At 44.6% G+C, this 26,376-nt stretch carries 22 protein-coding genes and 1 tRNA gene; 7 read left to right on the top strand and 16 right to left on the bottom strand.

What is annotated here, in order from left to right:
• Nucleotides 1-28: 28 nt before the first annotated feature.
• The 3 genes from SHAL_RS16945 to SHAL_RS16935 all read left to right on the top strand — a co-directional run bounded on the left by SHAL_RS16945 (nucleotide 29) and on the right by SHAL_RS16935 (nucleotide 3,471).
• Nucleotides 29-607: a 4Fe-4S dicluster domain-containing protein gene (locus SHAL_RS16945; RefSeq protein WP_012278339.1), complete on the top strand. Its 579-nt coding sequence runs from the start codon at nucleotides 29-31 to the stop codon at nucleotides 605-607.
• A 1,177-nt stretch (nucleotides 608-1,784) separates the two neighbouring features.
• Nucleotides 1,785-2,843: a DUF262 domain-containing protein gene (locus SHAL_RS16940; RefSeq protein ID WP_012278338.1), complete on the top strand. Its 1,059-nt coding sequence runs from the start codon at nucleotides 1,785-1,787 to the stop codon at nucleotides 2,841-2,843.
• A 7-nt stretch (nucleotides 2,844-2,850) separates the two neighbouring features.
• Nucleotides 2,851-3,471 (top strand): hypothetical protein, encoded by a 621-nt coding sequence (locus tag SHAL_RS16935; RefSeq protein WP_012278337.1) that lies wholly within the window; start codon nucleotides 2,851-2,853, stop codon nucleotides 3,469-3,471.
• Nucleotides 3,472-3,859: 388 nt separating this feature from the next.
• Here the strand turns inward: SHAL_RS16935 and SHAL_RS16930 are convergent, their stop codons facing one another.
• From SHAL_RS16930 to SHAL_RS16910, 5 genes are all read right to left on the bottom strand, one after another.
• Nucleotides 3,860-5,548, bottom strand: coding sequence for an NAD-dependent malic enzyme (locus SHAL_RS16930; protein ID WP_012278336.1), 1,689 nt, complete (start codon nucleotides 5,546-5,548; stop codon nucleotides 3,860-3,862).
• Nucleotides 5,549-6,268: 720 nt separating this feature from the next.
• The gene (locus SHAL_RS16925; protein ID WP_012278335.1) at nucleotides 6,269-6,742 is read right to left on the bottom strand and encodes a YehS family protein; all 474 of its coding nucleotides are present in this window, start codon (nucleotides 6,740-6,742) and stop codon (nucleotides 6,269-6,271) included.
• 85 nt (nucleotides 6,743-6,827) lie between these two features.
• Complete coding sequence (locus tag SHAL_RS16920) at nucleotides 6,828-8,027, bottom strand: serine hydrolase domain-containing protein (RefSeq protein WP_012278334.1); 1,200 nt, start codon at nucleotides 8,025-8,027, stop codon at nucleotides 6,828-6,830.
• 23 nt (nucleotides 8,028-8,050) lie between these two features.
• The gene (locus SHAL_RS16915; RefSeq protein WP_012278333.1) at nucleotides 8,051-9,316 is read right to left on the bottom strand and encodes an Nramp family divalent metal transporter; all 1,266 of its coding nucleotides are present in this window, start codon (nucleotides 9,314-9,316) and stop codon (nucleotides 8,051-8,053) included.
• A gap of 102 nt (nucleotides 9,317-9,418) precedes the next feature.
• Nucleotides 9,419-9,958: a PH domain-containing protein gene (locus tag SHAL_RS16910; RefSeq protein WP_012278332.1), complete on the bottom strand. Its 540-nt coding sequence runs from the start codon at nucleotides 9,956-9,958 to the stop codon at nucleotides 9,419-9,421.
• A 213-nt stretch (nucleotides 9,959-10,171) separates the two neighbouring features.
• Here SHAL_RS16910 and SHAL_RS16905 point away from each other — a divergent pair, with 213 nt between their 5' ends.
• The gene (locus SHAL_RS16905; RefSeq protein WP_012278331.1) at nucleotides 10,172-10,795 is read left to right on the top strand and encodes a glutathione S-transferase family protein; all 624 of its coding nucleotides are present in this window, start codon (nucleotides 10,172-10,174) and stop codon (nucleotides 10,793-10,795) included.
• Nucleotides 10,796-11,076: 281 nt separating this feature from the next.
• Here the strand turns inward: SHAL_RS16905 and SHAL_RS16900 are convergent, their stop codons facing one another.
• The 5 genes from SHAL_RS16900 to SHAL_RS16880 form a co-directional block, all read right to left on the bottom strand.
• Entirely contained in the window at nucleotides 11,077-11,577 is a 501-nt protein-coding gene (locus tag SHAL_RS16900) for a DUF4447 family protein (protein ID WP_012278330.1), read from the bottom strand.
• A 53-nt stretch (nucleotides 11,578-11,630) separates the two neighbouring features.
• Nucleotides 11,631-12,035 (bottom strand): SMI1/KNR4 family protein, encoded by a 405-nt coding sequence (locus SHAL_RS16895; protein ID WP_012278329.1) that lies wholly within the window; start codon nucleotides 12,033-12,035, stop codon nucleotides 11,631-11,633.
• 351 nt (nucleotides 12,036-12,386) lie between these two features.
• Nucleotides 12,387-13,172, bottom strand: a complete 786-nt coding sequence (locus SHAL_RS16890; RefSeq protein WP_012278328.1) for a RelA/SpoT domain-containing protein — start codon at nucleotides 13,170-13,172, stop codon at nucleotides 12,387-12,389.
• Between the two features lie 205 nt (nucleotides 13,173-13,377).
• Nucleotides 13,378-15,462, bottom strand: a complete 2,085-nt coding sequence (locus SHAL_RS16885; protein WP_012278327.1) for a M13 family metallopeptidase — start codon at nucleotides 15,460-15,462, stop codon at nucleotides 13,378-13,380.
• A gap of 233 nt (nucleotides 15,463-15,695) precedes the next feature.
• Nucleotides 15,696-16,223 carry a sugar O-acetyltransferase gene (locus SHAL_RS16880; RefSeq protein ID WP_041416513.1) on the bottom strand — a complete coding sequence of 176 codons (528 nt, stop codon included), beginning with the start codon at nucleotides 16,221-16,223 and terminating at the stop codon, nucleotides 15,696-15,698.
• A gap of 223 nt (nucleotides 16,224-16,446) precedes the next feature.
• Here SHAL_RS16880 and rsuA point away from each other — a divergent pair, with 223 nt between their 5' ends.
• On the top strand, nucleotides 16,447-17,139 hold the full coding sequence (gene rsuA / locus SHAL_RS16875) for a 16S rRNA pseudouridine(516) synthase RsuA (RefSeq protein ID WP_012278325.1): 693 nt from the start codon (nucleotides 16,447-16,449) through the stop codon (nucleotides 17,137-17,139).
• A 274-nt stretch (nucleotides 17,140-17,413) separates the two neighbouring features.
• Here the strand turns inward: rsuA and SHAL_RS16870 are convergent, their stop codons facing one another.
• The 4 genes from SHAL_RS16870 to lhpI all read right to left on the bottom strand — a co-directional run bounded on the left by SHAL_RS16870 (nucleotide 17,414) and on the right by lhpI (nucleotide 20,605).
• On the bottom strand, nucleotides 17,414-18,355 hold the full coding sequence (locus SHAL_RS16870; RefSeq protein ID WP_012278324.1) for a DUF4097 family beta strand repeat-containing protein: 942 nt from the start codon (nucleotides 18,353-18,355) through the stop codon (nucleotides 17,414-17,416).
• 2 nt (nucleotides 18,356-18,357) lie between these two features.
• On the bottom strand, nucleotides 18,358-18,888 hold the full coding sequence (locus SHAL_RS16865) for a hypothetical protein (protein WP_012278323.1): 531 nt from the start codon (nucleotides 18,886-18,888) through the stop codon (nucleotides 18,358-18,360).
• Nucleotides 18,881-19,435 (bottom strand): RNA polymerase sigma factor, encoded by a 555-nt coding sequence (locus tag SHAL_RS16860; RefSeq protein ID WP_012278322.1) that lies wholly within the window; start codon nucleotides 19,433-19,435, stop codon nucleotides 18,881-18,883. Before SHAL_RS16860 ends, SHAL_RS16865 begins: the two co-directional genes overlap by 8 nt.
• A 222-nt stretch (nucleotides 19,436-19,657) precedes the next feature.
• Nucleotides 19,658-20,605, bottom strand: a complete 948-nt coding sequence (lhpI, locus tag SHAL_RS16855) for a bifunctional Delta(1)-pyrroline-2-carboxylate/Delta(1)-piperideine-2-carboxylate reductase (protein WP_012278321.1) — start codon at nucleotides 20,603-20,605, stop codon at nucleotides 19,658-19,660.
• 240 nt (nucleotides 20,606-20,845) lie between these two features.
• Between lhpI and SHAL_RS16850 the strand changes: the two genes are divergently transcribed.
• Nucleotides 20,846-22,708 carry a methyl-accepting chemotaxis protein gene (locus SHAL_RS16850; RefSeq protein WP_012278320.1) on the top strand — a complete coding sequence of 621 codons (1,863 nt, stop codon included), beginning with the start codon at nucleotides 20,846-20,848 and terminating at the stop codon, nucleotides 22,706-22,708.
• A 236-nt stretch (nucleotides 22,709-22,944) separates the two neighbouring features.
• Here the strand turns inward: SHAL_RS16850 and SHAL_RS16845 are convergent.
• Nucleotides 22,945-23,020, bottom strand: a tRNA-Phe gene (locus tag SHAL_RS16845).
• Between the two features lie 222 nt (nucleotides 23,021-23,242).
• On the opposite strand from SHAL_RS16845, the gene SHAL_RS16840 reads away from it, so the two are divergent.
• Complete coding sequence (locus SHAL_RS16840) at nucleotides 23,243-25,423, top strand: efflux RND transporter permease subunit (RefSeq protein WP_041416076.1); 2,181 nt, start codon at nucleotides 23,243-23,245, stop codon at nucleotides 25,421-25,423.
• 124 nt (nucleotides 25,424-25,547) lie between these two features.
• Here the strand turns inward: SHAL_RS16840 and SHAL_RS16835 are convergent, their stop codons facing one another.
• Entirely contained in the window at nucleotides 25,548-26,309 is a 762-nt protein-coding gene (locus SHAL_RS16835; RefSeq protein ID WP_041416075.1) for an outer membrane protein assembly factor BamD, read from the bottom strand.
• Nucleotides 26,310-26,376 lie beyond the last annotated feature (67 nt).

Raw genomic sequence — 26,376 nt, 5'->3', positions numbered from 1 at the left:
AGTGCTGGAGTAGAGTGGGAGAAACGCAATGAACGAAAAATTTGTACTCATTCATGATGAAAATCGCTGCATAGGCTGCCATGCCTGCACCGCCGCTTGTAACAGCGCTAACGAGTTGGCCGATCATCAAAATCGGGCCTCAATTGATGTAAAGGGCCCATATCTTATCGATGGTGAACTGCATTACCGTTATCTGCGAGTCTCTTGCGAACAGTGTGACAGACCCGCCTGTATCAGGGCCTGTCCTTATGGAGCCATCAGTCAAACAATAGATGGTGTCGTGTCATTTAATCATGACCGCTGCAAAGGCTGTTTAATGTGTGTAGCCGCCTGCCCGACAGGGGGATGTTTCTATAATAAGCAAGTCAAAGCCACGGATAACTGCGATTTTTGCATGAAAAGCCGTGTTGCAGAGGGACTACAGCCAGCCTGTGTTACGGTATGCCCAGCCGATGCGTTAATTTTTGGCAATGCCAACGATCCAAACAGTGAAGTACATAAGCACCTGTCGACGGTACTGACTTATAACCGTTCCATTGGCTACGACAATAAACCTAAGCTCTACCGAGTCGCCAGTCAAGTAGCAAGTGAACGCAGCCGGGTATAGGTTAGACTGCGTCTAACAATTAGGGTCGTGAGCTTCCAGCTCACACTCGGCCAAGAGGGGGTCAACAGCAACCCCCTCTTGCCTAATTCTTTCACAAGAGTCCCTGCCGCCCCGACGAAGTTACATGCATTAGATACGGGCCTCATACTTATTCTAAATAACCTAACGCTTCCGATGGGGTATCTGATGTGAATGGATTCACAAATGCCGTGATGGCAGGGCCAATGATGTTCCCTACATCATAATGGCATTTCCCAGATCCCTATGGGTCAGATGCCTAGGAACGGCCTGCCCCGCGAAAGCTATGCCCACATCCGTGTGGGCATCACGTGACTCTGGTTTATAAAGAGTTTCCAACGTATTTCGGCAACTCCGATGGGGAACTGGTGTTTTCTGTGAGATTGAGTAACAGGCTAGATTTCAAAGTTATGGCTAAAGGTCGGTTTAACTCGGAATTGGACAAAAGCTATTCACCACGGCGAATATGGCAAGCCATGTGCTAATAAGCGAGAGCTAGGGATAGCGAACTGGCCGTTAAACACGGATGTTATTGGGACACAGAGGACACCAAGAAAGGCAATAATTAGCAGTAAGCTGAGATATCGCTACTTCTGTGGAACGCTGTAAAGCCATCCTTGGCCGCTCTGCGGTTTCATCCTTGAAACCGAAGCCCACAGCCGCACCGATATCTGACTATTCACCTCTCCGAATTAGCTGTCTCAGATGTTACAAACTCATTTCTGGACAAAAGCTATGGCTCTTCTCCGTGACCTCCGTGAAAGCGCAGCGCTTCGTGGTGAGATTAGTGCTTTTAAAAAAGTATGCTGATACGACATAATCGCTTGGTGATCACAAGATACTTTCAGCGTTCGTGACTCGTTTCTGGACATAAACGTTTTAGAGCTAAGGCTTTAAAAGTGACTTTTGGCATTAGGGAAAGTAAGTCAATTCCATATGTGGTAGTGCTGGGAGTAGCAGTAGGGAAATATCGTTAATTTGGCTGATATTGGAAAAATAGAGACTTTTTTGACTGTCTGATTAAGGGCGGAGAATAAAGTTTACACTGACCCCACATACCCTGTTAAATCAGTTCATTAATAACGTCATAATATCAGATAGTTAATAGGTAATATGAGTGTATAATCAAAGAAACCTAGTTTTCTTAAGGCAAAAAATAATGAAAAACTTTGACTCTCGTACCTATAGCATTAATGACTTCTTAGAATGGGAAAGCAATATGCAACTTGAGCTTTCCCCAAAGTTTCAACGACGCTCCGTTTGGACTGATACAGCCCGTTCGTTTTTAATGGATACAATTATAGAAGGAAAGCCAATCCCGAAAGTTTTTGTTAGGCAAAAGCTTAACACTCAAACCAGAAAATCAATACGTGAAGTCGTTGATGGGCAACAAAGGCTACGTACGATTCTATCATTTATGAAAGACGGCTTTACGATTAACAAGAAGCACAATTCAAAATATGGCGGCCTATATTTTAGCCAGCTTGATCAAGCTGATGAAGATATCCAAGCACACATTTTGAACTACGAAATATCTGTAGATTTACTTGTGAATATGTCTGATTCAGATGTTCTAGATATATTCAGCAGACTGAATTCATATTCAGTTACCCTTAATGATCAAGAAAAAATAAATGCTAACCACTTTAGTTCTTTCAAGGTTCTAGCTGATAAAGTCGCACATAAACACAATTCTTTTTGGACAAAGAACAAAATAATCGCTGAACTAAAAGTGCTTCGTATGGAGGATGTTCAAATGTCTGCGGACCTTCTTATTGCAATGATTGAAGGCATCATGACTAAGAAGAATATCAAAAAGCAGTATGCTTTATATGAGAAAGAGTTTGAGCATGATGTCGATGAGTTAGAAGCTAGGTTTGATAGGGTTATTAACCTTATTGACTCTCTGTTCTCTGGAAATTTAAGCAAACGTGAGTTTAAGAGAAATCATGTGTTTTACTCGCTATTTCTAGCTATTTATCACCTAGAGTTTGGAGTAGTAAATATTGATCGCCCTACTAATTTCTCTTTGGATGATAATCTGTCTAAAGTTTCTCAACGCCTAGAGCATATCGATTATATTTTTGAAGAAATGGATAAAAATAACCTTTCAGAAAATGACCTGCAGTTCCTTAATGACTGCCGTCGAGCAACAACTGATACATCAGTCAGAGTGAGAAGAAGTACTTACTTAATTGACCTGATGATAACGGATTAAAGCAGAGATGAATGATAATTTTTCTGAGTTTAGGGCTGGAATAACCCAAGTTAACAATTATATAGCGATAGCTTACAAAACAGCAGAAGATGGTAGTGAGATATGCACTCCTGATGAAAAAGAGTTCATAATTTCCTCTGCCTTTCTAAAAATGTTTATTTACTGGGAGGGATTTATTGAGAAAGCGTTCATCATATATCTAACTGGAGGCTCTAGTACTACCGGGGATATGCTAACAAAATATGCGAATCCTAGCGATGAAGAGCATGCACATAAAATGATTATTGGCACTCAAAAGTATGTAGATTGGGCAAATCACGAAATAGTAATGCGCTTATCAAGATTATACTTTGAAAATGGTAGCCCAATAGTAAGTATTTTAACTAGCATAACAACGGAACTATCTGATCTAAAAAATATTAGGAATGCTTCAGCCCATATTAGCTCGACGACCCAAACTAAATTAGACGCTATCGCTTCGAGAATGCTTGGTACAACTGTTACAAACACGACTGTAGATCAGTTTATTATGCAACCTCACCCCGAGGATGTGAGTATAACAATTCTGCAGCACTACCAAAATATACTAGATATCGCGGCAGAAAACATAGCTAGTAATCAACAGTAATATGTGTACTGTATGGTGAAAGTCAACAGAAAAGAAGATAGGACAGGCATAACTTATAGACAAAGCAAAATCCTTTCACATTAGCTTTTCTATTGACAAAGCTTTACTTGTGCTATTTACGACTTTTGTCAGGCGCAGCCTGATGCATTACCAATGTGGCAACGCCACGACCTTTATCAAGCGGAGCTTGATTGCTTAAAACCTAGTTTGTTAGACAGCGTCTAACTTAAAGCTCGAGTGCAGCTTGGTAGACAAATATCTCGGCTGTAAGGCCGCCGCTCTCATACTCCAAATTCAAACAAAACCCCAAAACCCAAAAACAAAAAAGCAGCCAAATATGACTGCTTTTGCTTTCTACTTCGTTAGTATAAGGTTCCGAAGCAGAACCTTAAAAAGCGGTTCGTTTATAACTACGATACTCTGCGGTCCAAAAGTTATCTTCAATCGCATAGGTCAGTAACTCTTTGGTTGTTGGCAACGCATGGCCCTCTTCAATTGCCACTCGGGCAACCGCAAAAGCAATACGCTTACTGACAAGATGGATATCCTCAAGTTTTGGTAATAGCGAGCCTTCACCGTCTATTGCCAGTGGTGAGCACTCAGCAAGCGCGCGGCTCGATGCCATCAACATGGCGTCGCTGACACGTTTTGCGCCTGACGCGAGTACGCCAAGGCCAATGCCAGGGAAGATATAACTATTGTTACATTGAGCAATTTCATAGGTGGTGTCATCAATCACCACAGGCTCAAACGGGCTACCCGTCGCCACAAGTGCCTTGCCCTGAGTCCAGTGCAAAATGTCTTTTGGTGTGGCTTCAACGCGGCTGGTTGGATTCGACAGAGGGAACACTATTGGGCGAGGACAATGGCTATGCATCGCTTTGATGATCTCTTCTGTGAACAAGCCCGGCGCGCCCGATACACCTATGAGCACGGTTGGCTTAGCGTTATTGACCACATCGAGCAGTGAGATATTGTCACTGAAGTTATCCCAGTTGGTTAGGTCATCACATTGCTGGGCTAACTTTTGCTGGAAAGGCAGTAGATTAGGCATATTCGATTGCAACATACCCCAGCGGTCTACCATAAAGACTTGCTTGCGAGCCTGAGCTTCACTAATGCCTTCAGACACCATCTGCGCCACGATGGCCTCGGCGATACCGCAGCCTGCAGAGCCTGCACCTAAGAAGGTGATGCGCTGTTCGCTAAGCTTACTCTTTGCCGCTTTACAGGCAGCTAAAAGCGAGCCAACGGTAACGGCGGCGGTGCCTTGAATATCATCGTTAAAGCAGCAGTATTGATCTTTATAGCGCTCTAACAGTGGCATCGCATTCTTCTGGGCGAAATCCTCAAACTGAATCAGCGCATCTGGCCAGCGGCGGTTTACCGCCTGCATAAAGGCTTCGACAAACTCTTTATATTCTTCGCCGCCAATACGTGGGCTACGCATGCCCATGTACATAGGATCTTCAAGCAGATGTGGATTATCGGTACCCACATCGAGCGTAACAGGCAGGGTGTAAGCGGGACTGATACCACCACAGCTGGTGTATAAGGACAGCTTACCAATCGGGATCCCCATACCGCCAATACCTTGGTCACCAAGACCCAAGATCCGCTCACCGTCGGTAACAACGATAATTTTGACTTTTTGCCGAGTCGAATTATTGAGAATGTCGTCGATGCGGTCTTTATTGGCGTAAGAGATAAATAGGCCACGATTGCGACGATAATCTTTAGAGAAACGCTCACAGGCCATACCTACCGTTGGGGTATAGATGATAGGCATCATCTCGGTGATATGGTTTTGAACAAGACGGTAATAAAGAGTCTCGTTGGTATCTTGAATGTTTCTTAGGTAGATATGCTTATCGAGATCATTGCTGAAGTTTTTATATTGGTCGTAAGCGCGTGAGGCTTGCTCTTCAATGGTTTCAATAACGTGGGGTAATAGGCCTTCAAGATTAAAAAAGATCCTTTCCTCTTCGGTGAAAGCGCTGCCTTTGTTGATCAAAGGGGCTTCAAGAATCGCAGGACCGGCAAAAGGAAGATAGAGCGGGCGTTTGTTATCGTCCATTGGAAACCTTTTCTTTGTTTTTGTTAGTAGAATAATACCAATCAGTATAAGAACTTTATCTACTCAGAGCGGTTTTTAGCAAACTGTTTCAAGGTGAATAGTCGAAAGAGCTATTATTCCCTTATGGTGCCGTTCAATGCGGAAGTAGGCAGCCAAAAACGCTCCAGAATGGCGAGTTTTAGCAGCTCTGATGCTGCGATAACTAACTTGAGCGTAGAATCGCTATGCTCTTCATTCGTTGTCTTGCCTCAGAACCGCAAAATTCTCGCTGAGCGAGTAAATCTATATACTGATTGGTATTACTGGTGATGCTAATCACGGAAGATTAACACAAAGCGTGATCTTTGTTTTGATTTGCAAGCGAATTTTTTAAATTAATAAGTTCTAGGAAAAGCAGAAAAAGCTAAGACGGCAAGAGCTGGGCGCCTATGGCCTTACGAACGTGACTGCGTCACTGACGGAACGCTGCGCTTACGGAAAAGAAGATACTAGGTCATAGGAAAGGCAAAGAAAGGTTCTAGGTCCTAGGAAAAGCAGGGGAAAGCAGGGGAAAGCGGTGTTTGTAGTAGGTCGGGCTTTAGCCCGTTAAGCTTTTGCTTTTCCTCGCAGGGCGAAGCCCGTCCTCGCAGCGTAGCGTCCTAGTAACTCGCACCTTCTTTAAAAAAAAGCACCGCCATTGACAGTGCTTTCAATAACTTGCATATAAATGCGGCGTGAGAGTTACTCAGCGTCTTTTGGACGGTGCTTCAGTGATAAGCCCATCAAGAAGTTACGCAGCACTTGGTCACCACATGGCTTGTAGTGCTTGTGCCCAGGCTTTCTAAATAGTGCGCCTAGCTCAGACTTGCTCATGTTGAACTCTGCAAGTTCTAGCGCTTCAATGATATCGTCTTCGCGTAACTCAAATGCCACTCTTAACTTCTTGAAGATAAGGTTGTTGGTTAGTTGAGATAGCGGCTCTGGAGCTTCTGCGCCAGGCTTAAGGCCACGCTTGTAGATCACTAAACCGTCCAAGAAACGACACATGTTTTTGTCGTTGCAAGGTGCATAACCTTCTTCATGCTCTTTTTTCAGCATGTCGATGATCTCTTCTTGAGTCACTTCGTGCTTAGCTTTGGCAAAAATGCGGATCATTTTGGCATTGCTTAAGTCGAGGATATAGCGAACTTTACGTAAAATATCATTGTTAATCATAAGTTTGATTTCTTTTAGCTATGGGATCGCGCGGCTGCGCGATCATCGGCGGTTATTATAGCAGAAGTTACCTCTTCAATAGCAATTACTCTGTAGTCTTAGGCTGTGAACTTTCTGGTTCAGGCTTTGGTTCAGGTTTAGCTGCTAAGGCATTTTCTACTGCAGATACGCCAGCTTGATAGAGTTTAGCCACGGGTCTGTCTTCGAGTGCAATCAGCTTACTGCGAATGCTGCTGCGAATATCGTCATGCAGGCCAAAAGTCCTTCTGCTGTCGCTAAGATCCCACGAGGTGTTTTCAAAGATCACCAGACTCACTTTAGATTTAGGGTAATAAACCGCAAGACTCACATAACCGGGCAGGTAGCCACTGTGACTGTATTCGACTAACTGCTCATCTCGGCTTATTTGAATGCCGTAGCCGTATTCCAATACCCCCCATCTGTGGTTGCGGGTCGCGTGAGGAGAGGTCATCAGCTCAAGGCTCTTAGCACTGATCAACTTGCCATTGTAAAGGGCATGTTGGAACTGGCTGTAAGCTTCCACCGAGGCTATCATTCCGCCAAAAGCCACCAATTTATTATCTATGTTTAAATCGGCTTTAGTGTAATGAGAGTTGCTGTTGCCATCGCTGGTTTGGCTCAACTCTTCAACTTGGCCAAGGATCAAACTTGGGTGTTTGGCTTGAATGCTGCTGATCATGCCAGTTTGTGCATACAGACCATTGAGTTTGGTTTGCTCATTGAGCTGGTTGATCAGTTGATAAATCGGCTTTTGATAAACCGTTTCCAGTAACTCACCTAAAAGTGCATAACCATAGTTAGAATATTGAAACTGACTACCTGGTTTATATAGGGGCGCTTCGCCGATATTGACCAGACCCGAGGTATGGCTCAGTAACTGCGATACGGTGACGCTAGGGGGAATATAGAGTTGTGCTTGGCTAGCCTGTTTTGATAGGTAATAGCTCACGCTTTGTTTTAGCTCAATTAAGCCCTCATCAACCGCTTTTAGGATCAATGCGGCGGTGACCTGCTTAGACAGGGATGCAATGACAAAGCTTGAGTTGATCTTAATATCATCACCAGAGATATAGGTAAATATCGGCTGGTTATCACGCTTGAGCATAATGATGCCGCTAAAGGGGCGCTCATTTTGGGCGATAAGCGTCGGCAATTGCTTGGCTATATCACTATTGACCGTTCGGTTAGCACTGGCTTTATTTGCAGCCCAGAGACAAAGTGCTAGAACCACTGAGCCTAGAAGCGTTTTAGTTATTAGGTGCATTAAGGTGTAGGTATCCGTATCTGTTATTTTGTTAGCATCCAATAGATAAATAGTGCAGCAAAACTCACTAAGTAAGTTAAGCCTAGCCATGAAAGCACTCGCATGGCACTACCATACCTGTCTGCTGGCAACAGCGCTGTGCTGATCATCAACTTATAGTTAAGCCAGGCAAAAACCACTGTCGTCATAAAGGCGAGGATCATAACAAATTCGAGCAGGGGAAGTAGAGCCCCTTTTAAAAACAATATGATAGTTAAGGCCAAAGTACTCATCGCGATCATGACAGCAATGAGTCGGCGTTCACTCTCTTGACGTTTGCTGAGCAGTTGCCAGCCCATATTGAGGGTGCGGCTGTAGCCATCGATTACGGTTACTGTGGTGCTGAAGATACATAGAAAGGCCACTGCGCCGATAAGATAGCGGCTTTCACTGCCCATCACTTGGCTATATAAGCTGATTAGCTGGCCAGCAAACTTGGCACCTGATGCCGAAAATTGCTCGCCGCTGCCATACATGACTAAGGTGCCTAGGGCCAGAAATACAATGGCGAGTAGTGCCGTCATTAAGTAGCCAAAGTTAAAGTCAAACAGGGCCTGTTGTTTAGTCACCGGTGACAGCTTCTGCTTTTCGATTAACCAAAGTGAATTCCAAGCGCTGACCTCAATGGGGGCTGGCATCCAGCCCATCATGGCGACGAGAAAACCGATAGATGCCCATTGCCAAGGTGATTGAGGCACAAAGTCTGGATTAACAATTGCGGGTGCGTTAAAGGCCAGAGCAACCGCAACTAAGGTGGTAAGGGTTAATGCCAGCATGATGACCTTGGTCATTTTATCTAGCAGTGCATAATGGCCGAAAATTAAAATAACTAGGCTAGAGACTAAGACCAGTAGTGCTAGAACATCAATGGGTAAAGGCACAAACTGAGTTAACATGGCGGCGGTGAGCATGGCGACGCCGGCAGTACTGGCAATGGCTGCAATGGTATTGAGCGCGGTAAACACCAGCAGATAGTTTCGTCCTTGTTTTAAGTAACCCTGCAATAAATTCTCACCGGTGGCGCTGGTGTATCGTGCTCCTGCGGCAAAAAACGGATATTTAAGCAGATTGACGGCCAAAATAACCCAGGCCAGTTGCCATCCAAACTCTGCGCCAGCTCGAGTTGAGGCAACTAAATGCGAGGCGCCAATGGCTGCTGCGGCCATTAACAAGCCTGGCCCCATGGCACCGAAGAATGAACCGAAATTAAACAGAGGTTTTGCTAGGGTGGGTGTATCGCTGTTGCTCATACTTTAGTTACTTATTCTTAGTGATGAAAAGAGGGGCTCTGCAGTGTATTGCTGCAGTATTTGGTCAAGGGCTCTTATTTTATGAGCTCATGTTTACAGAGCTTAAATTGACTTATTGTTGGCTTCGATGCGTTTGAGGCTAGCAGAGATCTCCTGCAATAGGTTTATCACCCTAGCATCATTATTTTCATCTGGTGTTGGAGCGGCTTCAAGTTGACTGAGCTTCTCTTTTTGCGCTAACACTTGACTTCTAAAGTCTGCAGCATCGATGATACCAGTCAGGTTAAGTAGCGCACCAGCCCCCGATTGCCCAGCCGTTTCTATGGTGAGCTTATGCAGTTTAAACACTCGCATTAACGGCCCTTGGATCAACGCCATGTCGGTGATCTTGTCTAGTGGCACGCTATTTTCGGTGCGAGTAAAAATGCCTTTGCGCACAATCAGCTTTCTGTCGGTCAGCTCGGTACTCATGTTGTCGATATAGCGGCGAGTGAAGAGCTTGCCGATGGGGAGATATAGCAGTAACAGCGGGATGCCAACGATAGACAGAGTCAATATAATTGCAAACGGTGTGAGCCAGTATTGGCCTAAATTACTCGCGAAAGCTGCGTGTTTGATACTGGCCTCTTGGCTCTTTGGCATAATCATTCCCTTGTGCTGTTTTTGGTACTCGTTACTTTTTTAATTCTATTATTACTAAAGCAAAATTGTGGCTAATTTGAAACCATTTTATTTTGGAGCGGTTAATTTGAACCCGTTTTATTTTGAAACAAAGTGCAGGTTTCTATTATTAGCGCTTCGGAGTAGCTTAGGAGCTTTACTCATTTAGTTGTTATCAGGTTAAGGAAGCGTACGATGATAAAGTTATATGGGATCCCCCGTAGTCGCTCATTACGAGTATCATGGACCTTAGAAGAACTCGGTTTAGACTGGCAGTATCAATATATTAATTTTGCAAATGGCGATGGACGTGATCCTGCGTTTTTGGCTGTTAATCCTTGCGGTAAAGTCCCTGCTTTAGAAGATGATGGCTTTGCATTAACCGAGTCGTCAGCAATCGTGCTCTATTTGGCTGAGAAATACGGCAAGGGTAAATTATTGCCTGTTGCTGGTACTCATGAGTCAGGGCTGCACCATAAGTGGATTAGCTTTATTACCTGTGAACTTGAACAGCCGTTATGGAGTATGGGTAAGCATAAGTTTGCCTTGCCGGAGGAGCAACGACTGGTCGAGATGTTACCTGTAGCCAAGTGGGAGTTTGATAAGGCCGCAGCGATAGCGGAGAAGTGGTTACCCGATAGCGAGTTTTTACTCGGTGATGAGCTGAGCATTGCCGATATTTTGCTGGCGCACACACTGCTGTGGGCAACGCGATTTGAGCAAGATATTCCGCCAAAACTGACAGCCTATCGCGATAGACTCACAACGCGACCTGCCATGGCTAAAGGCTTAGCGAAAGAAGAGGCGGGCGCCGCTTAATCAGCCAGAGTTTAACTGAACATAACAAAAGTCGAGCACAAAAAAAGCATCCACTATTTTTAAACAGAATGTTTTAAATACAATGGATGCTTTTTTAATGCAGAAGCTTGACGGGCTAAAGCCCGACCTACAAATGTGCTATTGCTGTGGCTTTTCCTGCTTTTCCGTAAGCGCAGCGTTCCGTCAGTGACGTAGTCACATTCCCTAGGCCGCAGGCCGTTCGGCTCTTACCGTCTTTGCTTTTCCTAGGACCTAGGACCTAAAACCTAGGACCTAAAACCTTATAACTGCGCCTTAGCCCATTTCGCGCGATTCTCACGGCTCTCTTTTAGGCCATCTTTCTCGCGGTAAGCTTTATAGGATTCAAAGTCCAGTGGCACTAATACCACATCGACTTCTAGCATTAACTTACACTCTTTCTTGATGCGCCAAGCTGAAGTGTTATAAAGCTCTGCTAATGGCAGCGTACCTAAGAACTCTGGGTTGTACTGGGCATATAAGGCCTGAGTTGGGTATACCACAAAGCTTAAGGTACGCTTTGGCTCAGACTTGAATAGTTCTTCAATACCATCACAGGTGTTGAGCACTTGCATCTCAATCGCTTCATCGATTTCGATTAGCTTCTTTTGTACTGGCATGTGAGCTGGTTTTTCGCCAGCTTCCCAAGCAATCACATCGGCTTCGCTGACTTTGCCAATTTCGGCAACTTGAGCTGTGGTTAACGCCAAAGAGTGACGAAGGTACTGCATTTCAATGGCGTTAAAACCAAGTTCTTTAGACATGATATTTCCTTAGTAAAATTGTTGTGATGGCGTATTAGCGATACTGATGGCTATTAGCTACGCATCCACACATCTTCGGCCCACTCCCAAAAAGATTCCCATGTTTCTTCTTCGTCGATTTCGCCGTCTTGCCACAGCTGAATTTGACCTTCTTGACTGATAAAAAAGAAGTTATCGCCTTGCTGACAAATCGGTACAAATTCACGCGGCAGGCCAATTGACCAAGCGTAAGCTGCGACTTCTGACAGGTAAGTATGCGAATGTGGGTCACTTGCAGTAACAGGCTCTAGGCTGCCACAAATCACATCACTGGCGTAGAGTAAGTATTCTTTCAGCTCCATAGGTAGTGGAATAAGAATTTCTTCTTCCACTTCAACAATTTGTTCAAATGTCGCTAGCTCTAACGGTACCGGTACCGTTTCACTCATCTCTTGCAGTTGCTCAATGATATCGTTCATAAGTTTTTGGGTATGCTTAGATATATAGATTATTGGGGCGGAGTATAACCCCAAATCGCTGCGAAGTGCAGGTTAGGCGAGCAATAAAATCATGCTTAAAGCGCACTAATATAAGCTTAGTTGCCAACTCAGTTCTAGCGGGTAACAAGCGGTTCGGCGATTGATGGGGGAAGTGAATGGGCTAAGTAAATGGACTAAGTAAATAGACTAAGCGGCTATAGAGGGGCAGGGCTATGGCGGTCGCTATTGTGATTACTGAACCTGAGGCTTTGGTTGTTTTACAAAAGCCTCATAATCGATTTGTACATGCCTAAAAAAGGCCTTAATGATAAGGCCTTAGAGTTTTTTGCGTTACGCCGCAGCGATAATGACATTGGCTTGGTCGCTACGTTTATATCTAAGCCATGCTTTGTGGTAAAGCTTATGTGATTCCTGTCTAAGTTGAGTGATCCGCGCGTTTTCAATCTCGCTTAAGTCACGTTGCTGCTGCATGGCAGAGGCTTGGATAGATTGTACTTGCTCGTAGACCTTATGCTCTGCGCCGCTTTTAATCTCGGCGATATCGGCTAGGTGTAACTGCACTTCGGCAATCATCTGTGACTGAGGCAGTTTCACTAGTAAGTTGAGGTCGCGATAACCCGACTCTTTAGGGTCGGCAAAACGGTTCTTAACTTGGATTAACTCACTGTCTGATTTTAGTAGCGCAAATGCCTGCATCAAGTTGTGAATATCATGGCTGACAATGCTGGCTCTGACGATATCCGTTAGCTGACTGGCATCGTTATCCAGTTTGTTTTGCACTTTGGCTTGGGCTCTATCGCGGCTCTTGATATCGGCCAATACCGATTGTGTTTGAGATTGTGCGGTGATCAGTTTAAGCAGCTTAGCTAACTCTTGTTGAGCATCGTTGGCTTGGCTATAGAGGGTGTCGAGATCTGCGCTGGTTTGTCTAGGCACTTGATATTGCATAGACGGAATGGCGGTGAGTCCATCGAGGTTGTTAGAAAAAGCCAGCTTAGCGGCGTAGCTACCGTTATCCTTGGTATTGTTTTGCTCATGGTCAACGGTATGGGCAAAGGCTGAACGGGTCGACAGTAATAGTAAGAATATGAAAAATGTCCGTAATATCCGGTTCATAGCAGTCCTTGTTTGTGGCTATATCCATAATCTAGCTGGGAAATGCTTAAGCTATGCTGAATGACAAATTAACATTTGTTCATAGTGTGATCTGTAGTTGCAATAAAAGAAAAGCCGTTGATGAAATGAGACATCAACGGCTTTTTAGTTTTAATATCTTGAGAACCTAGAACCTAGAACCTAGAACCTAGAACCTAAAGTTTGATTACCAGATTTTAACGCGCTTATCTGGTGCTATGTACATTGCATCACCCGGCTTCACATCATAAGTTTTGTAGAACTCAGGCATGTTAGATAGCGCACCCACTGCACGGAACTCTGCTGGAGAGTGTGGATCGGTTGCCACACGGTTTCGCATGGACTCTTCTTTGATCTTTGCACGCCAGATCTGAGTGAATCCGATGAAGAAGCGCTGATCGCCCGTTAGTCCGTCAATCACTGGTGCTTCTTTACCGTTAAGCGACTTTTTGTAAGCTCGGTAGGCGATAGTGACACCTGAAAGGTCACCGATATTTTCGCCAAGCGTCAGTTCACCATTAACATTGAGATCGTCAAAAACGGCGTAGTCATTGTACTGGTCAACTAGTGCCTTACCACGAGCTGAAAATTCCGTTAAGTCTTGCTCGGTCCACCAGTCGCGCATGTTACCTTCGCCGTCAAACTTAGCGCCTTGGTCGTCAAAGCCGTGGCCCATTTCATGACCGATAACCGCACCAATGCCACCGTAGTTGACAGCGTCATCGGCTTCCATATTAAAGAATGGTGGCTGAAGAATCGCCGCAGGGAATACGATTTCGTTCATGGTTGGGTTGTAGTAAGCATTGACGGTTTGCGGCGTCATATGCCACTCCCACTTACGGATTGGGCTACCGAGTTTCTCTAGCTCTTTTTCATGGCTTAGCTCGCTTGCGCGTAGGTTGTTGCCATATAGGTCGTCGGCTTTAATCGTCAACTTGCTGTAATCTTCCCAGCGGTCTGGATAACCAATCTTAGGATCAAACTTAGCGAGCTTATCTTTGGCTGCTACTTTAGTGTCTGCGCTCATCCACTCTAGCGACTCGATACTATCACCGTAAGCGCCACGAAGGTTTTCAACCAGAACTTGCATACGTTCTTTCGCTTCAGGTTTAAAGTGACGTTTAACGTATACCTTACCAACCACTTCACCTAGTAGACCGTTTACCGTTGAAACACCGCGCTTCCAACGTGGCTGCTGCTCTTGCTGACCGTTAAGTGTCTTAGCAAAAAACTCGAAGTTTTCGGTATCGATCGCTTCGCTTAGGCTGCTTGCTGCGTGAGTCAGCAGTTGCCACTGCATGTAAGTTTTCCAAGTCGCTAGATCGGTGTCTTTAATGATCTGGTTTAGACCTTGGATATAGCTAGGCTGATTGATAATGATATCGGCTTGCTTGTCGGCGCCTAGTGCTGCTAAGTAACCGTCCCAGTTAATATCTGGTGCTAATGTTGGCAAGTCTTTAACTTGGTACTTGTTATAAGTCTTAGTGCTGTCACGGGTTTCAACTACGTCCCAGTGCTTTTTAGCTATCTCTGTTTCAAGTGCTAAAATGGCTTCAGCGCTAGCTTTTGGATTGGGTAGACCGGCTAAGGTGTACATCTTTTCGATATGCTCAAGATACGCTTTACGGATATTCACGAAGCGCTCGTCTTGGTTTAGGTAGTAATCTTTTTCTGGCAGGCTTAAACCATATTGCCAGATATGTGTGGCATAACGGCTCGAGTCTTTAGCATCGACGTTGATATAAAATGCCATCGGTGTGCCGCTACCGTTAATTTGGCTGCGAGCAAAGTAAGTCACAAGATCATCTTTTGATTTAATCGCGTTAACTTTTTCAAGCTCGCTTTGGATCGGTGTTACACCTAGCTTATTTAGGATCTCGACATCCATAAATGAGTTATATAGGTCGGCAACTTTCTGCTCGTCGCTACCGGCTTTTAGATTCGGAGTGGCAGCCACTTCTTCGATAATGACTTTAACATCGTCACGTGACTTTTCACGAAGATCATAAAATGCACCAGTGCTAGTGCGATCGCTTGGGATAGTGGTGTCTTTAACCCAAGTGCCGTTCACATATGAGTAGAAGTCATCTTGTGGGCGAATAGATTTGTCGAAGTTGACAAAGTCGACGCCTGAAGAGAGGGCTTTTTCTACCGCTACGGCCGCTTCAGTTTTACTGGTATCAGGTGTTTTAACATTAGTCGGTTCGCTATTACACGCACTGAGGCCAACGATAAGGGAAGCACATAAGCCCCCAACGAGTACTTTTTTCATTTTTCTTCCTTAATCTGTATCGTCAATTTGTCATTATTGTCAATCGAGCTATTTGCTTTTTTATGATGTATCTATGCTTTTTCGAGGCTGGCATAAATTACATTGCGTTACGCATGTTAATGTTTTTTTGCCGATGTGAACAAGCTGGCAGGGTAAACTAATGCCGATATTGGGCTAAACATGTGTAAGAAAAGGTTTCCTAGACTGAATTTATTGGCTTTTCAGTTGTGGGATTACAAAACTTTTATCACTTTGGCTGGGTTACCTGCCACAACTTGCTTAGCCTTAACATCTTTAGTTACTACGGAGCCGGCGCCAATCACGGCTTCATCACCAATATTCACACCTGGTAATATAATTGCGCCACCACCGATCCAGACTTTATTACCTATGTTTACCGCTTTAGCCGTCTCGACACCACGGCAACGTTCATCGGCATCTAGCGGGTGACTTGCTGTGTAGACTTGTACGTTTGGCCCAAGCATGGTTTGTGAGCCGATAGTGATGACAGCATTATCATGTAAAGTGACATTAGCGTTAATAAAAACCCTGTCGGCCAATTTGATATTGATGCCGTAGCTGATATTGAAAGGCAGAGTAATAAAGGCGCTTTTGGCAACATGGGGCAGGAGTTGTGGATCGATGTTACCTGTGAGATTCATTTGTCGATTACGCACTTGCTGCCGTCGCCAGAAATGGTTGAGCTCCGCATCGAGGCAGTGGTAGGGCTGACCAGAAAGCATTTTTGAATATTCAGTAATTTGGTTGGCACTGACCTCTGAAGGGCTGTTAGTGCTGGCAGCCGTTTTGTTAATCTTCTTTAAGGATGGTTTTATGCTAGGAGTCTGATTCATCAATGTTCTCTTGCAAAACTATTGAGCACGATACGCTTTTAGCCGCTGTTGATTCAAGCAAAACTTTGCCCTTTGACGGCGCTGGCCTCATAATGTCGGCCATTATGGTTATATAAGCTGAGTTCTGCCTGTGCGTTTAGATAAATTTATTTGTGAGTCGACCTCACACTCTCGTGTTTCTGCTAAAAAAGCCCTACATCGTGGTGATGTGACTTGTAATGGTGAAGTGGTTAAAAACTCGGGCTTTAAAGTGACCGATGAACATGAAATCCGTCTTGACGGTGAAGTGCTAACCATCATTGGCCCGCGCTTTATCATGCTTAATAAACCTGTCGATACCATCTGCTCAACCATAGATGAAGAGTACCCATCGGTGATCAGCTTGCTAGACGTTATCCGCCCTGAAGACTTGCACATTGCTGGCCGTCTTGATGCCGATACTACCGGACTTGTGTTAATCACGACTGACGGTCAGTGGTCGCATAAGATCACTTCGCCAAAGAAAGAGTGTGGTAAGCGCTATTTGCTAGAGACTGCTGAATCGCTATCTGATGATTTAGTGCAGCAGTTTGTTGATGGTCTGCAGCTTAATAATGAAGATGGCCTGACTAAACCGGCTGAACTTGAGATTTTAGCTCCGAACCAAGCGCGTTTGACGATTACCGAAGGTAAATATCATCAGGTTAAGCGTATGCTGGCAGCGGTAGGTAACAAGGTGACTAAGCTACACCGTGAGAGCGTTGGCGCGATTGAACTCGACCCAAATCTGGAGTTGGGTCAATGGCGTTACCTTACTGCTGCTGAGATAAAGTCAGTTAAGTAAGCAGTCCAGCTTTAACTAAACAACTTTGAGCTCGGTGAATGGCTGGTGGTTAAATTTTACTGCTGCTGAAATAAAGTCAGTTAAGTAAGCAGTCCAGCTTTAACTAAACAACTTTGAGCTCGGTGAATGGGTGGTGGTAAAATCTTACTGCTGCTGAGATAAAGTCAGTTAAGTAAGCAAGAATACTCTTTACGTTGGTAACGTCTGAGTTGCTAACTGATAGATACAAAAAGGGCTCTTAATTTAAGAGCCCTTTTTGTTTAAATGAAAATACTTACTTAAGTAACTCTATTTTACCGCTAATGGTAGAAGCACTCAGTTCTGCACGGCCATCACCCGTTTGGAATTTTAGGTAGCTTTGGGGCGAGTATTTCTCTTTTGTCACTTTGTCGTCAGTTAACTTGTTATTGATTTTGCCGCCGGGGCCGCCGTTGATATTAAAGCTCACATCGGTGTCGCCAAGAAAACTCATCTCGATATCGCCACTGACGCTGCCCAATTTGGCTCGGCTTAACAAGGTGTTGAGTGACAGCTCCACATCACCACTCACGGTTTTGACTGACAAGGCATCAACATTGGCAAGTGCAATAGTTGCATCTCCTGATACTGACTCTATGGTAACTTTGCTCGCCTTAGTATCGGCTGTTAGTTCACCGCTTACCATTTGATAGCTTAGCGTGCCACTGCTCTGGGTATCTTTTATATCACCAGAAACGGTATGTAGTTTACTCTTGCCTGTAAGGCTGCGTGTTGAGATGTCTCCTGATACCGTCTGCAGCATGGTCTTGTCGCTAAGGGTACTGGCTTTGATATTGCCGCTGACTGAGCTGACCTCTAGCGCGCCGCTGAGGTTATCTAGGCTGTAGTTTGCCGATACGCCCTCTGCTTCAAGCTTAAGTGTGTGAGGGAGAGTGATCACTAACTCGGAGCCCTCGGTGTTATTACCACTGTATTGACGGGGCAGGGTGTCCTCAATGGTGACCTTGTTACCTTTGACTGAAAAGGTGAAACCTTCACTGAGATCGTCAAGTGTTCCCTTTACCGCGATCTCATTCTTATCCCAAGACTTAAAGCTAACGCTACCGCGCTGCACTTTTACTTTCACTACAGGATTAGCCTCAACCGTTTGTTGCTGCTCTATGGCTTCTCCAGCAATTGCGATATGACTTAATAAAAGTGCACTCGCCATCAGCGTGCTGTTCAGTAATGGTTTCATATTTAAGCTCCTTGGGGTAATGGGTTAACTGGCAGTGATTGGCCTTGCTGTAATAACTCAATTTCTCTTTGTTGAGTCCAAAGCCAGAGTTGCCAAAGTTCCTTGTCGTTGGGTGTTTGCTGCAGCGCTTGATAGATCTGCTCTGCGGCTTTTCTAAGTTGCTCGATACCTTTTTCAAGTGGTAAGCCTAACTCGGTGGTTTGCCAATCGGTGAGGTGTTGCTGGCTAAGCAGCTGCACTTGAAGCTGATGCTGCATTTGGATCTCGGCTAAAGTCTGCAGCAATGGTGAATCACTTGGTGAGGGAAGATTATTTTGCTGCCAAACATTCATCCCTAGCAGACCAGTGAGTAACACTATGCTGGCAATAGCGAGGCGTTTCCATTGCTGCATTTGCTTAACGTTAGCGTGAGTCTGCTGAAACTCGGGTTTATCGAGCTGCTTTTCAATATCGTCCCAAAGCTCCCTTTGAGGCGCGAATTCTTTAGGGGCCTGTTTTACTAATTGGGTGAGTCTGGTTTGAGTATCATTCATTGCGGCCGCCTTTATCTAACTTGTCTGGGTCTAGAAGCGATTCAAGTAACTTTTGCGCCCTGTGGTATTGTGCCTTGCTTGTGCCGGGAGCAATCCCCATTAGCTGACCAACCTCTTCATGCTTATAACCTTCTAAGGCATGCAATACGAAGACGATTCGAGCTCGCTCAGGTAATTTTAGTAGCAGCTTATCTAAGTCTTCATATTCATCACTGACGCTCTGCAAGTCTGTGTCACTACTGACAAATCGCGACCAAAATGAGCGATGTTTCTTAAGGTTAGACAGAGCTTGATTGACACTGAGTGTGTGCAGCCAAGTAGTAAACTGACTCTCGCCGCGAAATTGGGGCAGTTTCTGCCATAGCCTGACAAAACAATCTTGAGTGGCTTCCTCTGCTAACGACACTTGGCCAGTTATTCTTAAGCAAAGCGCATACACACGTTGATGGTGCAGTTGATAAAGCTGTTTGAAAGCAGATTTATCACCTAGCTTGGCCTTATCGATAAGTTCTGGCTCGTGAAGTGGTCTTTGCTTCACTAGCTGCATTTGTGCCGTCACTCAACATTCCTTGTGGGCTTACGATATTAATAAGACATAGCCAACAGATAAAAAGGTTTAAATGCAATAGAAATTATTTTCGCGGTTCTAGGAGAGCTATCTTTTGACTGTAGGCTTAATGGTTGATGGCCAAGGTTTGATATATAAAAAAGAGAAGCCGAATGAGCTTCTCTTTTTATGCTTCAAGTAGCTGCGAGCGACTTTATATGTCTAGCTTAGCTTTGAGAACACCTGTTGAGCGCCGACAAGATCGGCAAGCGCCGTACCGACGGTCTTGAAGATGGTGATCTCATCATTGTTAGTACGGCTTTTAATTTGCGCCGTACAAAGCTGACCTAGCTCCCCCTTAACTTCATCGAGAGAGAAGACTCCCTCTTCAATAGGCAGGAGCAATTCACCCGCTTCAGCAAACACGTTGATTTTTGAATCGACAAATACCGAAGACTTAAGGATCAGTTTAGTGTCGAACTCACGTCTGTCATGGTTATGGTTACCCACAAAATCGGTATGTGTGCCGGGTTGCACCCAATCGCCATCAAACAGCGGAGTCGGGCTTCCAGTTGCACAGCTAATGATATCGGCTTGGCGTACGCTCAGCTCAAGATCCGTACATAGCATGACTTCAATATCTGGACGTTTGTTACGAATAAGCTCAGTGGTTTTACGGGCTTTCTCTTCACTGCGCCCCCAAACGGTGATTTGAGTAATCGGCCGCACGCTGGCGTGAGCGAGTGCCATAAAAGAAGCTAAGTTACCCGTGCCACAAATAAGCAGCTTGCTTGAGTCTTCACGTGAAAGGTAGCGACTACCTAACGCAGAAATTGCAGCAGTGCGCCAGAAGGTAACACTGGTGCCGTCGACTAATGCCTGCGGTTCGCCAGTTTCACGGCTGAAGATCAAAATTTTAGAATATAGGCTAGCAAGCTTTGGATCTTTTTTAGGATTTTCAGGGAAATAGGTAAAGGCTTTTACGGCAATCGCTTTGTCATTCCAAGAGGGTAATACCGCAAATGCATCATGATGCTCTCCCGAGTCATCAAGGCCAAAGACTTGCCGTTGTGGCATGCCAGCTGGACGAGAGAATGTCTCATCTAGAGCATTGATTAGATCGGGGAAATTAAGTGACTGATGAACTGACTCTGCATTGATGACTAACATGAAAACCTCCATTTAAGTATATTTTATACTATTTGTAGGTCTGGACTGAGTCAATGAACTTTTAGTTGTTGAATTACATTTCAACTTGATAATTAGAATGTTAGGTATAATTTGCTGTTTTTGGACTTTTTTGTAGCTAAATCTACTATATAATCGGCCGATAAGTTAAATGATAGCCTTGGTTAAACGTAGATTAGCGTTAGCTAAGGGAGGCAAGTTAATAATAAATAGAGATGTAAAATGCTAATACGTTACAAGTTACTGTTAAGTGCAGGCGTGTCGATCACGGCGTTAGCCGCCATGTTTGGTCTTCAAGTTTATTTTAGTCAAGTGCAAACGGAATTAGCACAAGCATCGCAAGATATCTCGGGGCTTAAGAATGAGATATTAATGCTACGTAAAGATGAAAAGGACTTTCTGGCAAGAAAGGAGCTTAAGTATGTTGAGCAGCATATGTCCGACAATCGAGAGGCTCAGGAAACGGTAGTTAAGTTGACGGGAGTATTCGATAAATACTCTATTCCAACAGCGAGTTTAAGCCAGTTTAGTCAAGAGCTCGGCCGTTATGAGTCCACATTCAGTAATGTGGTTAGCCTAAACAAGCAGATAGGTCTCACGCCGAAAACTGGTTTATATGGCACCTTGCGAAGCGCAGTGCATCAAGTCGAAAGCTTGGTTGAGCAATATGATGAACCACAATTGATGGTGCAGATGCTGCAACTTAGGCGCGCAGAGAAAGATTTTATGCTCAGGCGCAGTGAACGCTATGTGGCAAAGTTTGATAATAACCTCGAAGCATTTATCAATACTGCGAATGTGTCGCAGCTGGACGGACAAGCCAAGCAGCAGGTGCTGAATTATATTCAACAATATAATGCTGACTTTAAAGCTCTAGTAGATAAAGAGAAACAACTCGGCCTCACGATTTCTGAAGGCGAGCGGGGCCAATTGCGTCAAGCCGTTGCTAATACCGATAGTGCGCTTAATCAGCTTGAGTCTTTAGCCCTAGATGCGATTAGCGATAAAGAGAGTTCGGCATTTATTTTTGGCCTTGCTATTGCGATCTTAATTGCTCTCGTTTTAGCGATTACAACCTTGATGATTATTCGTAGCATCATCGATCCCGTTAAACGTATTACCGATGTGATCACCCATATTGAGGAAAACAAAGATCTTTCGATGCGTTGTGATGCCAGCAGTGACGATGAGCTTGGTCAAATTGCTAGACACTTCAACAGCATGGTTGAAAGTTTCCAGCAGCTTATCCATCAGGTGACTCAGTCGGTTGAAACTATGAACCAATCTTGCCAAGCGCTTTCAGGTAATGTGGCGCGCGCCTCCCAAGGCGCTGAGAACCAGCTAAATGAAACCGATATGGTGGCAACGGCGATCACCGAGATGGGAGCAACCATCGATGAGATCGCCAAGAACACTGAGCTTGCGGCAAACAAAGCCAGTATGACCCACGACAATGCCCAAACTGGGCAGGTGGGTGTGCAGCAGACGATTGAGAAAATTGAGTTGCTGGCGCAGCAGATCAATGAGTCTGCTGCTGTGGTGGCAGATCTTGAACAAGACAGTGAAACCATTGGTCGTGTGCTCGAGGTTATTCGCGGCATTGCCGAGCAAACCAACTTACTGGCATTAAATGCCGCTATCGAAGCTGCTCGAGCCGGGGAACAGGGGCGAGGTTTCGCCGTTGTTGCCGATGAGGTGCGTAGTCTTGCGATGCGTACACAAGAGTCGACTGAGGAGATCGCCGCGATTATTCAGACCTTACAGTCTCGAACTCATTCGATCGTTGAGATGATGCAATCGAGTCGTGAGCAGGGCAATGAGAGTGCCGAGCAAGCGGCTTCAGCTGGCACCTTATTGCAGCAAATCAATAGCGACGTGACTAATATCATGGATATGAGCACGCAAATTGCGGCGGCGATTGAAGAGCAGAGTATGGTAGCCGCAGAGGTTAATCAAAATGTGGTGGTGATCCGCGATATCGCTCAGGAGACTGCAGAGGTAGCGACACAGAACTCCAGCGCGACTGAAGAGGTGCGTGAGCGTGCCGAGTATCTACAAGATGCGGTGAGTAAGTTTAAGGTCTAGCGATTTAGAGACGGTCTAGCGAAACCTTAGAGTGTCTAGTCCTAAAATAGGTTGACGGTTTTTATTAAGCCTCGAGTTATCTCGAGGCTTTTTTATGCAGATTAAATATACTTATGCTGCTGGTATTAAATTATAGGCATAAAAAAACCTCGCAGTGCGAGGTTTAGTGTAGCGATAAAGGTCTTAATTTGCCTTGACGCTGGTTTAGTTGTCGTTGCAACACCTAAACTAAAGATTGGTGCCCGAACCCGGAATCGAACCAGGGACACGAGGATTTTCAATCCTCTGCTCTACCGACTGAGCTATTCGGGCAACGGGCGCTATTAAAAGGCTTTTACGGTTTTGAGTCAACCCATTTCTGAAAATAACTGAGTTTTCTTGCTTGTTCGTTGAATAATTAGACGTATGGCTTTAGAAGTAAGCAAAAATCGTAAATCAGTAGCTTAATTGATGCGGAGGTTGAATTGGATGTGGCGAGAAGTGGCTTTACTCGTTTCTCTGATTTATTCACTGCTAATTAAAGGGAGAAAGTGATTGGGTTACCAGTATCGTGCTATCTGGAGTATTCAAAGACACCCGATAATCATGTTTATGTTGATCGCAGCCTTGTTGCTGCTCAGTGTGATGGGCTTTGCTCGGCTTAATCTCGAACTGGACTTTAATGACTATTTTGCACCATCAGATCCACGCTTTGTGGCGTTTAATAGCATGATGGATAAATTTGAGCGCCATGATCAACTTTGGCTTCTGTTGGAAACGCCAAAGGATTGGCGAGACAAGGAGTCAAAGGCACAGCTAATAGACTTTCTCGGTAAGATAAAAGCCAATCAAGATATCAACAGTATTCAGGGTTATAACCAGTTTGTGCAGGGCACGGCCAAGCAAGACAAGATATTAGCCTATAAAAGCCATCCTCGACTGCCGTCGGTACTCTCCGCAAACGGGCATGCGATGTTGCTAAAATTGCAGTTAAACCGCCATAGAGCTCAAGAGTTTAACACCCAAAGTTTATGGCTAGATGATGTGCTGCAAAAAGTAGATCGTGATAGTCGTGAGTATTGGCTACCTTTAGGGGTCAATACTTATTTTAATGGGACTCATGCTCTTAACTGGCAGTATGCCAAGGTATTAGGTCACGACTTGAGTTGGTTTGCCCCAGCTCTGTTAGGCATTATCTTCTTAATGGCTGCTCTGTTTATACGGCAAGCGTTGTGGATTTTTGCGATCTGCATCAATAGTGGCATTGCTTTAGTGTTAAGTATGGGGCTAGCGGCTTGGTTAAAGCTGACACTTGCGGCGATAACGGCTTTTGTTCCTGTGATTATTGTGACACTGGGATTGGCTTATGCATCACACCTGTATTTTGGTTGGCGCGCTGAAATTAATCGCGGTCAAACTCATCAGCAGGCCTTAAGGTATACGGTTAAGGTTAATCAAGCGCCACTTTTTTATTCTACTATCACCACCATATTTGGTTTTAGTCTGCTTATGTTTAGTCCCTCTCCCCCAATCCAAAGCTTTGGTTTGCTCGTGGCTTTTGCAGTGCTTTGCAACTATGTACTGAGTCTTACGAGTCTTATATTTTTTGCTAAGCACTCAAAGGCTTCGGTTAGCAAGGGATTAGATTTTTCAGGGGTCGTCGCGATTGCTCGTTACAATGCCAAGCGACCGCGGGCGGTGATGATGGGAATCGTATTGTTCAGTGCCTTTGCACTGGTCAGTGTGTCGAAATTAACATTAAATGATGATCCGTTAAGTTACTTTGAGTCGACCAACCCCTTTATTGTTTCTAGCCAGAAAATGGCGCAATACTTTTCGGGGATTAATCTGCAACATTATGTGGTGGCTAGTGCGGACAATAAGCAGATCGCCAAAGCAGAGATAAGCTTTGTCTATAGGTTCAGTCGTTTCTTAAAGCGTCAGCCTCAGGTCGTTAAGGTGCAGCATATTGGCGACTGGATTAAGAGTGTTGGTGTTGGTCAGAACCAGTTTAAACAGATCTTGGCGAAAAATACGGTGGTGGAGCTAGGACTAGCAAGCGAGTTGTCCGCCGATAAACAATCGAGTTTAGTGACGCTCTATTTACAGCCTATGACTGCGATGGAGCTGATAGCCTTTGAACAAAGGGTCGCTGATTGGCTCGCTGAGCATTTACTAGAGCATCCCGCTGAAATACGAGTGAGTCCTCCGATTGCCAGTAATTTATTATTTGCCCATCTCAGTGTCGATAACGCCAACAATATGCTGTTGTCGTTTGCGATCGCTCTGGTCGCCCTCGCGATTTTATTGAGCATACTAAAGGGATCGTTACTGTTTGGCTTAATGGGATTACTACTGAATTTTCTGCCTTTGCTATGGGTATTTGCCTTATGGCAAATAAATGGTGGATTTATTAGTTTAGGTACCGCTGTGGTGCTCGGCATGATGCTGGGGATCATTGTCGATGATACATTGCACTTAATGCTCAAGCTACCCGACCAAGTACAATTAAGTGAGACTTGTATGTGGGACTGCTTGCACAAGGTGTTGCCTGTTATTAGTTTTACGACCCTGACCATCGCTCTGGGGTTTTCTATCGGTCTGCTATCGGCATTTTCACCTATTGTGCAGCTTAGCCTTCTATCTTGCCTCGTGGTGATTTTTGCTTGGGGATTCGACGTCTTAATGTTGCCAGTGCTTTATCGGCGTTGGATATTGAGAAAAGCTGAGCGTTAGCTGCTTACTGTAATAAATAGTCTTTATGGGGCTTTGTTTATCGAGAAGAGTCAAATTTTGAACAAAAAAATAAGGCCTCAAAAAGAGGCCTTTATTCATCGTCAAATATGCATGTTTAACTGGGTTATTTAGTGACTAACGCATTATTAGGAAAGTTAGCTTTCATTACCATGAGTGCATGATCTTTAAGCTTTTCTTGACCAAGCTCACCATAGGCAGTAGACATGATTTCTAATGCTTTTTCAGCTGATGGTGTACCAGGATAAGTCTCCAATACTGACTGCGCACGTACAGCTGCAGCACTCCATGCATTCATTTTTATGTAGTATTCAGCTACCTTGATCGAGTAAAGTGCCAATCTATTTTTTAGATGCTGCATGCGTTTTTGTGCATCTGCTGCATACTTACTGTTTGGATATGACTTAATTAGTCTATCGAAATCTTTAAATGCATCTTGCGCAGCCTTTGGATCGCGGTCAGAACGATCGATATTTAGCATATCGTGAAATAGGTATCGATCAGACTGCATATTGACTAGGCCGCGCATGTAATAAACATAATCAATATCTTTATGAGTTGGGTTTAAGCGGATAAAACGATCGATATTCGCAATACCTGACGCTGGATCGTCAAGTTTGTAATAGGCATAAATTAGATCAAGCTGTACTTGAGTCTTGTGTGGACCGAACGGAAAACGCGAATCCAAGGCTTCTAGAGAGCGCACAGCTTTGCTGTAATTACCTAGTTCCATCGAGGTTCTTGCTTGAGAATAAAGCACTTCCGGTGAACTTTTTGTCATCTGAGGGTCTTCGCCCTTTTTACTACTACAGGCCGTGGCTGCAAGCGTGATAAGGACTACAGCGACACTTTTGGCAATTTTATGCATACTTGAATTCGATTCTTTTAAAGTTATTGTTAAGAATTTTTCCATTTCACGATAAAATAGAAACAAT

It is taken from the genome of Shewanella halifaxensis HAW-EB4, from assembly GCF_000019185.1.
Lineage (GTDB): Bacteria > Pseudomonadota > Gammaproteobacteria > Enterobacterales > Shewanellaceae > Shewanella > Shewanella halifaxensis.
This window is presented reverse-complemented; position numbering and strand designations above follow the sequence as displayed.

Excerpts from the sequence above, each read along its gene's own strand:
- SHAL_RS16945 (WP_012278339.1), top strand. The coding sequence starts at position 29 with ATGAACGAAAAATTTGTACTCATTCATGATGAAAATCGCTGCATAGGC.
- SHAL_RS16940 (WP_012278338.1), top strand. The coding sequence starts at position 1,785 with ATGAAAAACTTTGACTCTCGTACCTATAGCATTAATGACTTCTTAGAA.
- SHAL_RS16935 (WP_012278337.1), top strand. The coding sequence starts at position 2,851 with ATGAATGATAATTTTTCTGAGTTTAGGGCTGGAATAACCCAAGTTAAC.
- SHAL_RS16930 (WP_012278336.1), bottom strand. The coding sequence starts at position 5,548 with ATGGACGATAACAAACGCCCGCTCTATCTTCCTTTTGCCGGTCCTGCG.
- SHAL_RS16925 (WP_012278335.1), bottom strand. The coding sequence starts at position 6,742 with ATGATTAACAATGATATTTTACGTAAAGTTCGCTATATCCTCGACTTA.
- SHAL_RS16920 (WP_012278334.1), bottom strand. The coding sequence starts at position 8,027 with ATGCACCTAATAACTAAAACGCTTCTAGGCTCAGTGGTTCTAGCACTT.
- SHAL_RS16915 (WP_012278333.1), bottom strand. The coding sequence starts at position 9,316 with ATGAGCAACAGCGATACACCCACCCTAGCAAAACCTCTGTTTAATTTC.
- SHAL_RS16910 (WP_012278332.1), bottom strand. The coding sequence starts at position 9,958 with ATGCCAAAGAGCCAAGAGGCCAGTATCAAACACGCAGCTTTCGCGAGT.
- SHAL_RS16905 (WP_012278331.1), top strand. The coding sequence starts at position 10,172 with ATGATAAAGTTATATGGGATCCCCCGTAGTCGCTCATTACGAGTATCA.
- SHAL_RS16900 (WP_012278330.1), bottom strand. The coding sequence starts at position 11,577 with ATGTCTAAAGAACTTGGTTTTAACGCCATTGAAATGCAGTACCTTCGT.
- SHAL_RS16895 (WP_012278329.1), bottom strand. The coding sequence starts at position 12,035 with ATGAACGATATCATTGAGCAACTGCAAGAGATGAGTGAAACGGTACCG.
- SHAL_RS16890 (WP_012278328.1), bottom strand. The coding sequence starts at position 13,172 with ATGAACCGGATATTACGGACATTTTTCATATTCTTACTATTACTGTCG.
- SHAL_RS16885 (WP_012278327.1), bottom strand. The coding sequence starts at position 15,462 with ATGAAAAAAGTACTCGTTGGGGGCTTATGTGCTTCCCTTATCGTTGGC.
- SHAL_RS16870 (WP_012278324.1), bottom strand. The coding sequence starts at position 18,355 with ATGAAACCATTACTGAACAGCACGCTGATGGCGAGTGCACTTTTATTA.
- SHAL_RS16865 (WP_012278323.1), bottom strand. The coding sequence starts at position 18,888 with ATGAATGATACTCAAACCAGACTCACCCAATTAGTAAAACAGGCCCCT.
- SHAL_RS16860 (WP_012278322.1), bottom strand. The coding sequence starts at position 19,435 with ATGCAGCTAGTGAAGCAAAGACCACTTCACGAGCCAGAACTTATCGAT.
- lhpI (WP_012278321.1), bottom strand. The coding sequence starts at position 20,605 with ATGTTAGTCATCAATGCAGAGTCAGTTCATCAGTCACTTAATTTCCCC.
- SHAL_RS16850 (WP_012278320.1), top strand. The coding sequence starts at position 20,846 with ATGCTAATACGTTACAAGTTACTGTTAAGTGCAGGCGTGTCGATCACG.
- SHAL_RS16835 (WP_041416075.1), bottom strand. The coding sequence starts at position 26,309 with ATGCATAAAATTGCCAAAAGTGTCGCTGTAGTCCTTATCACGCTTGCA.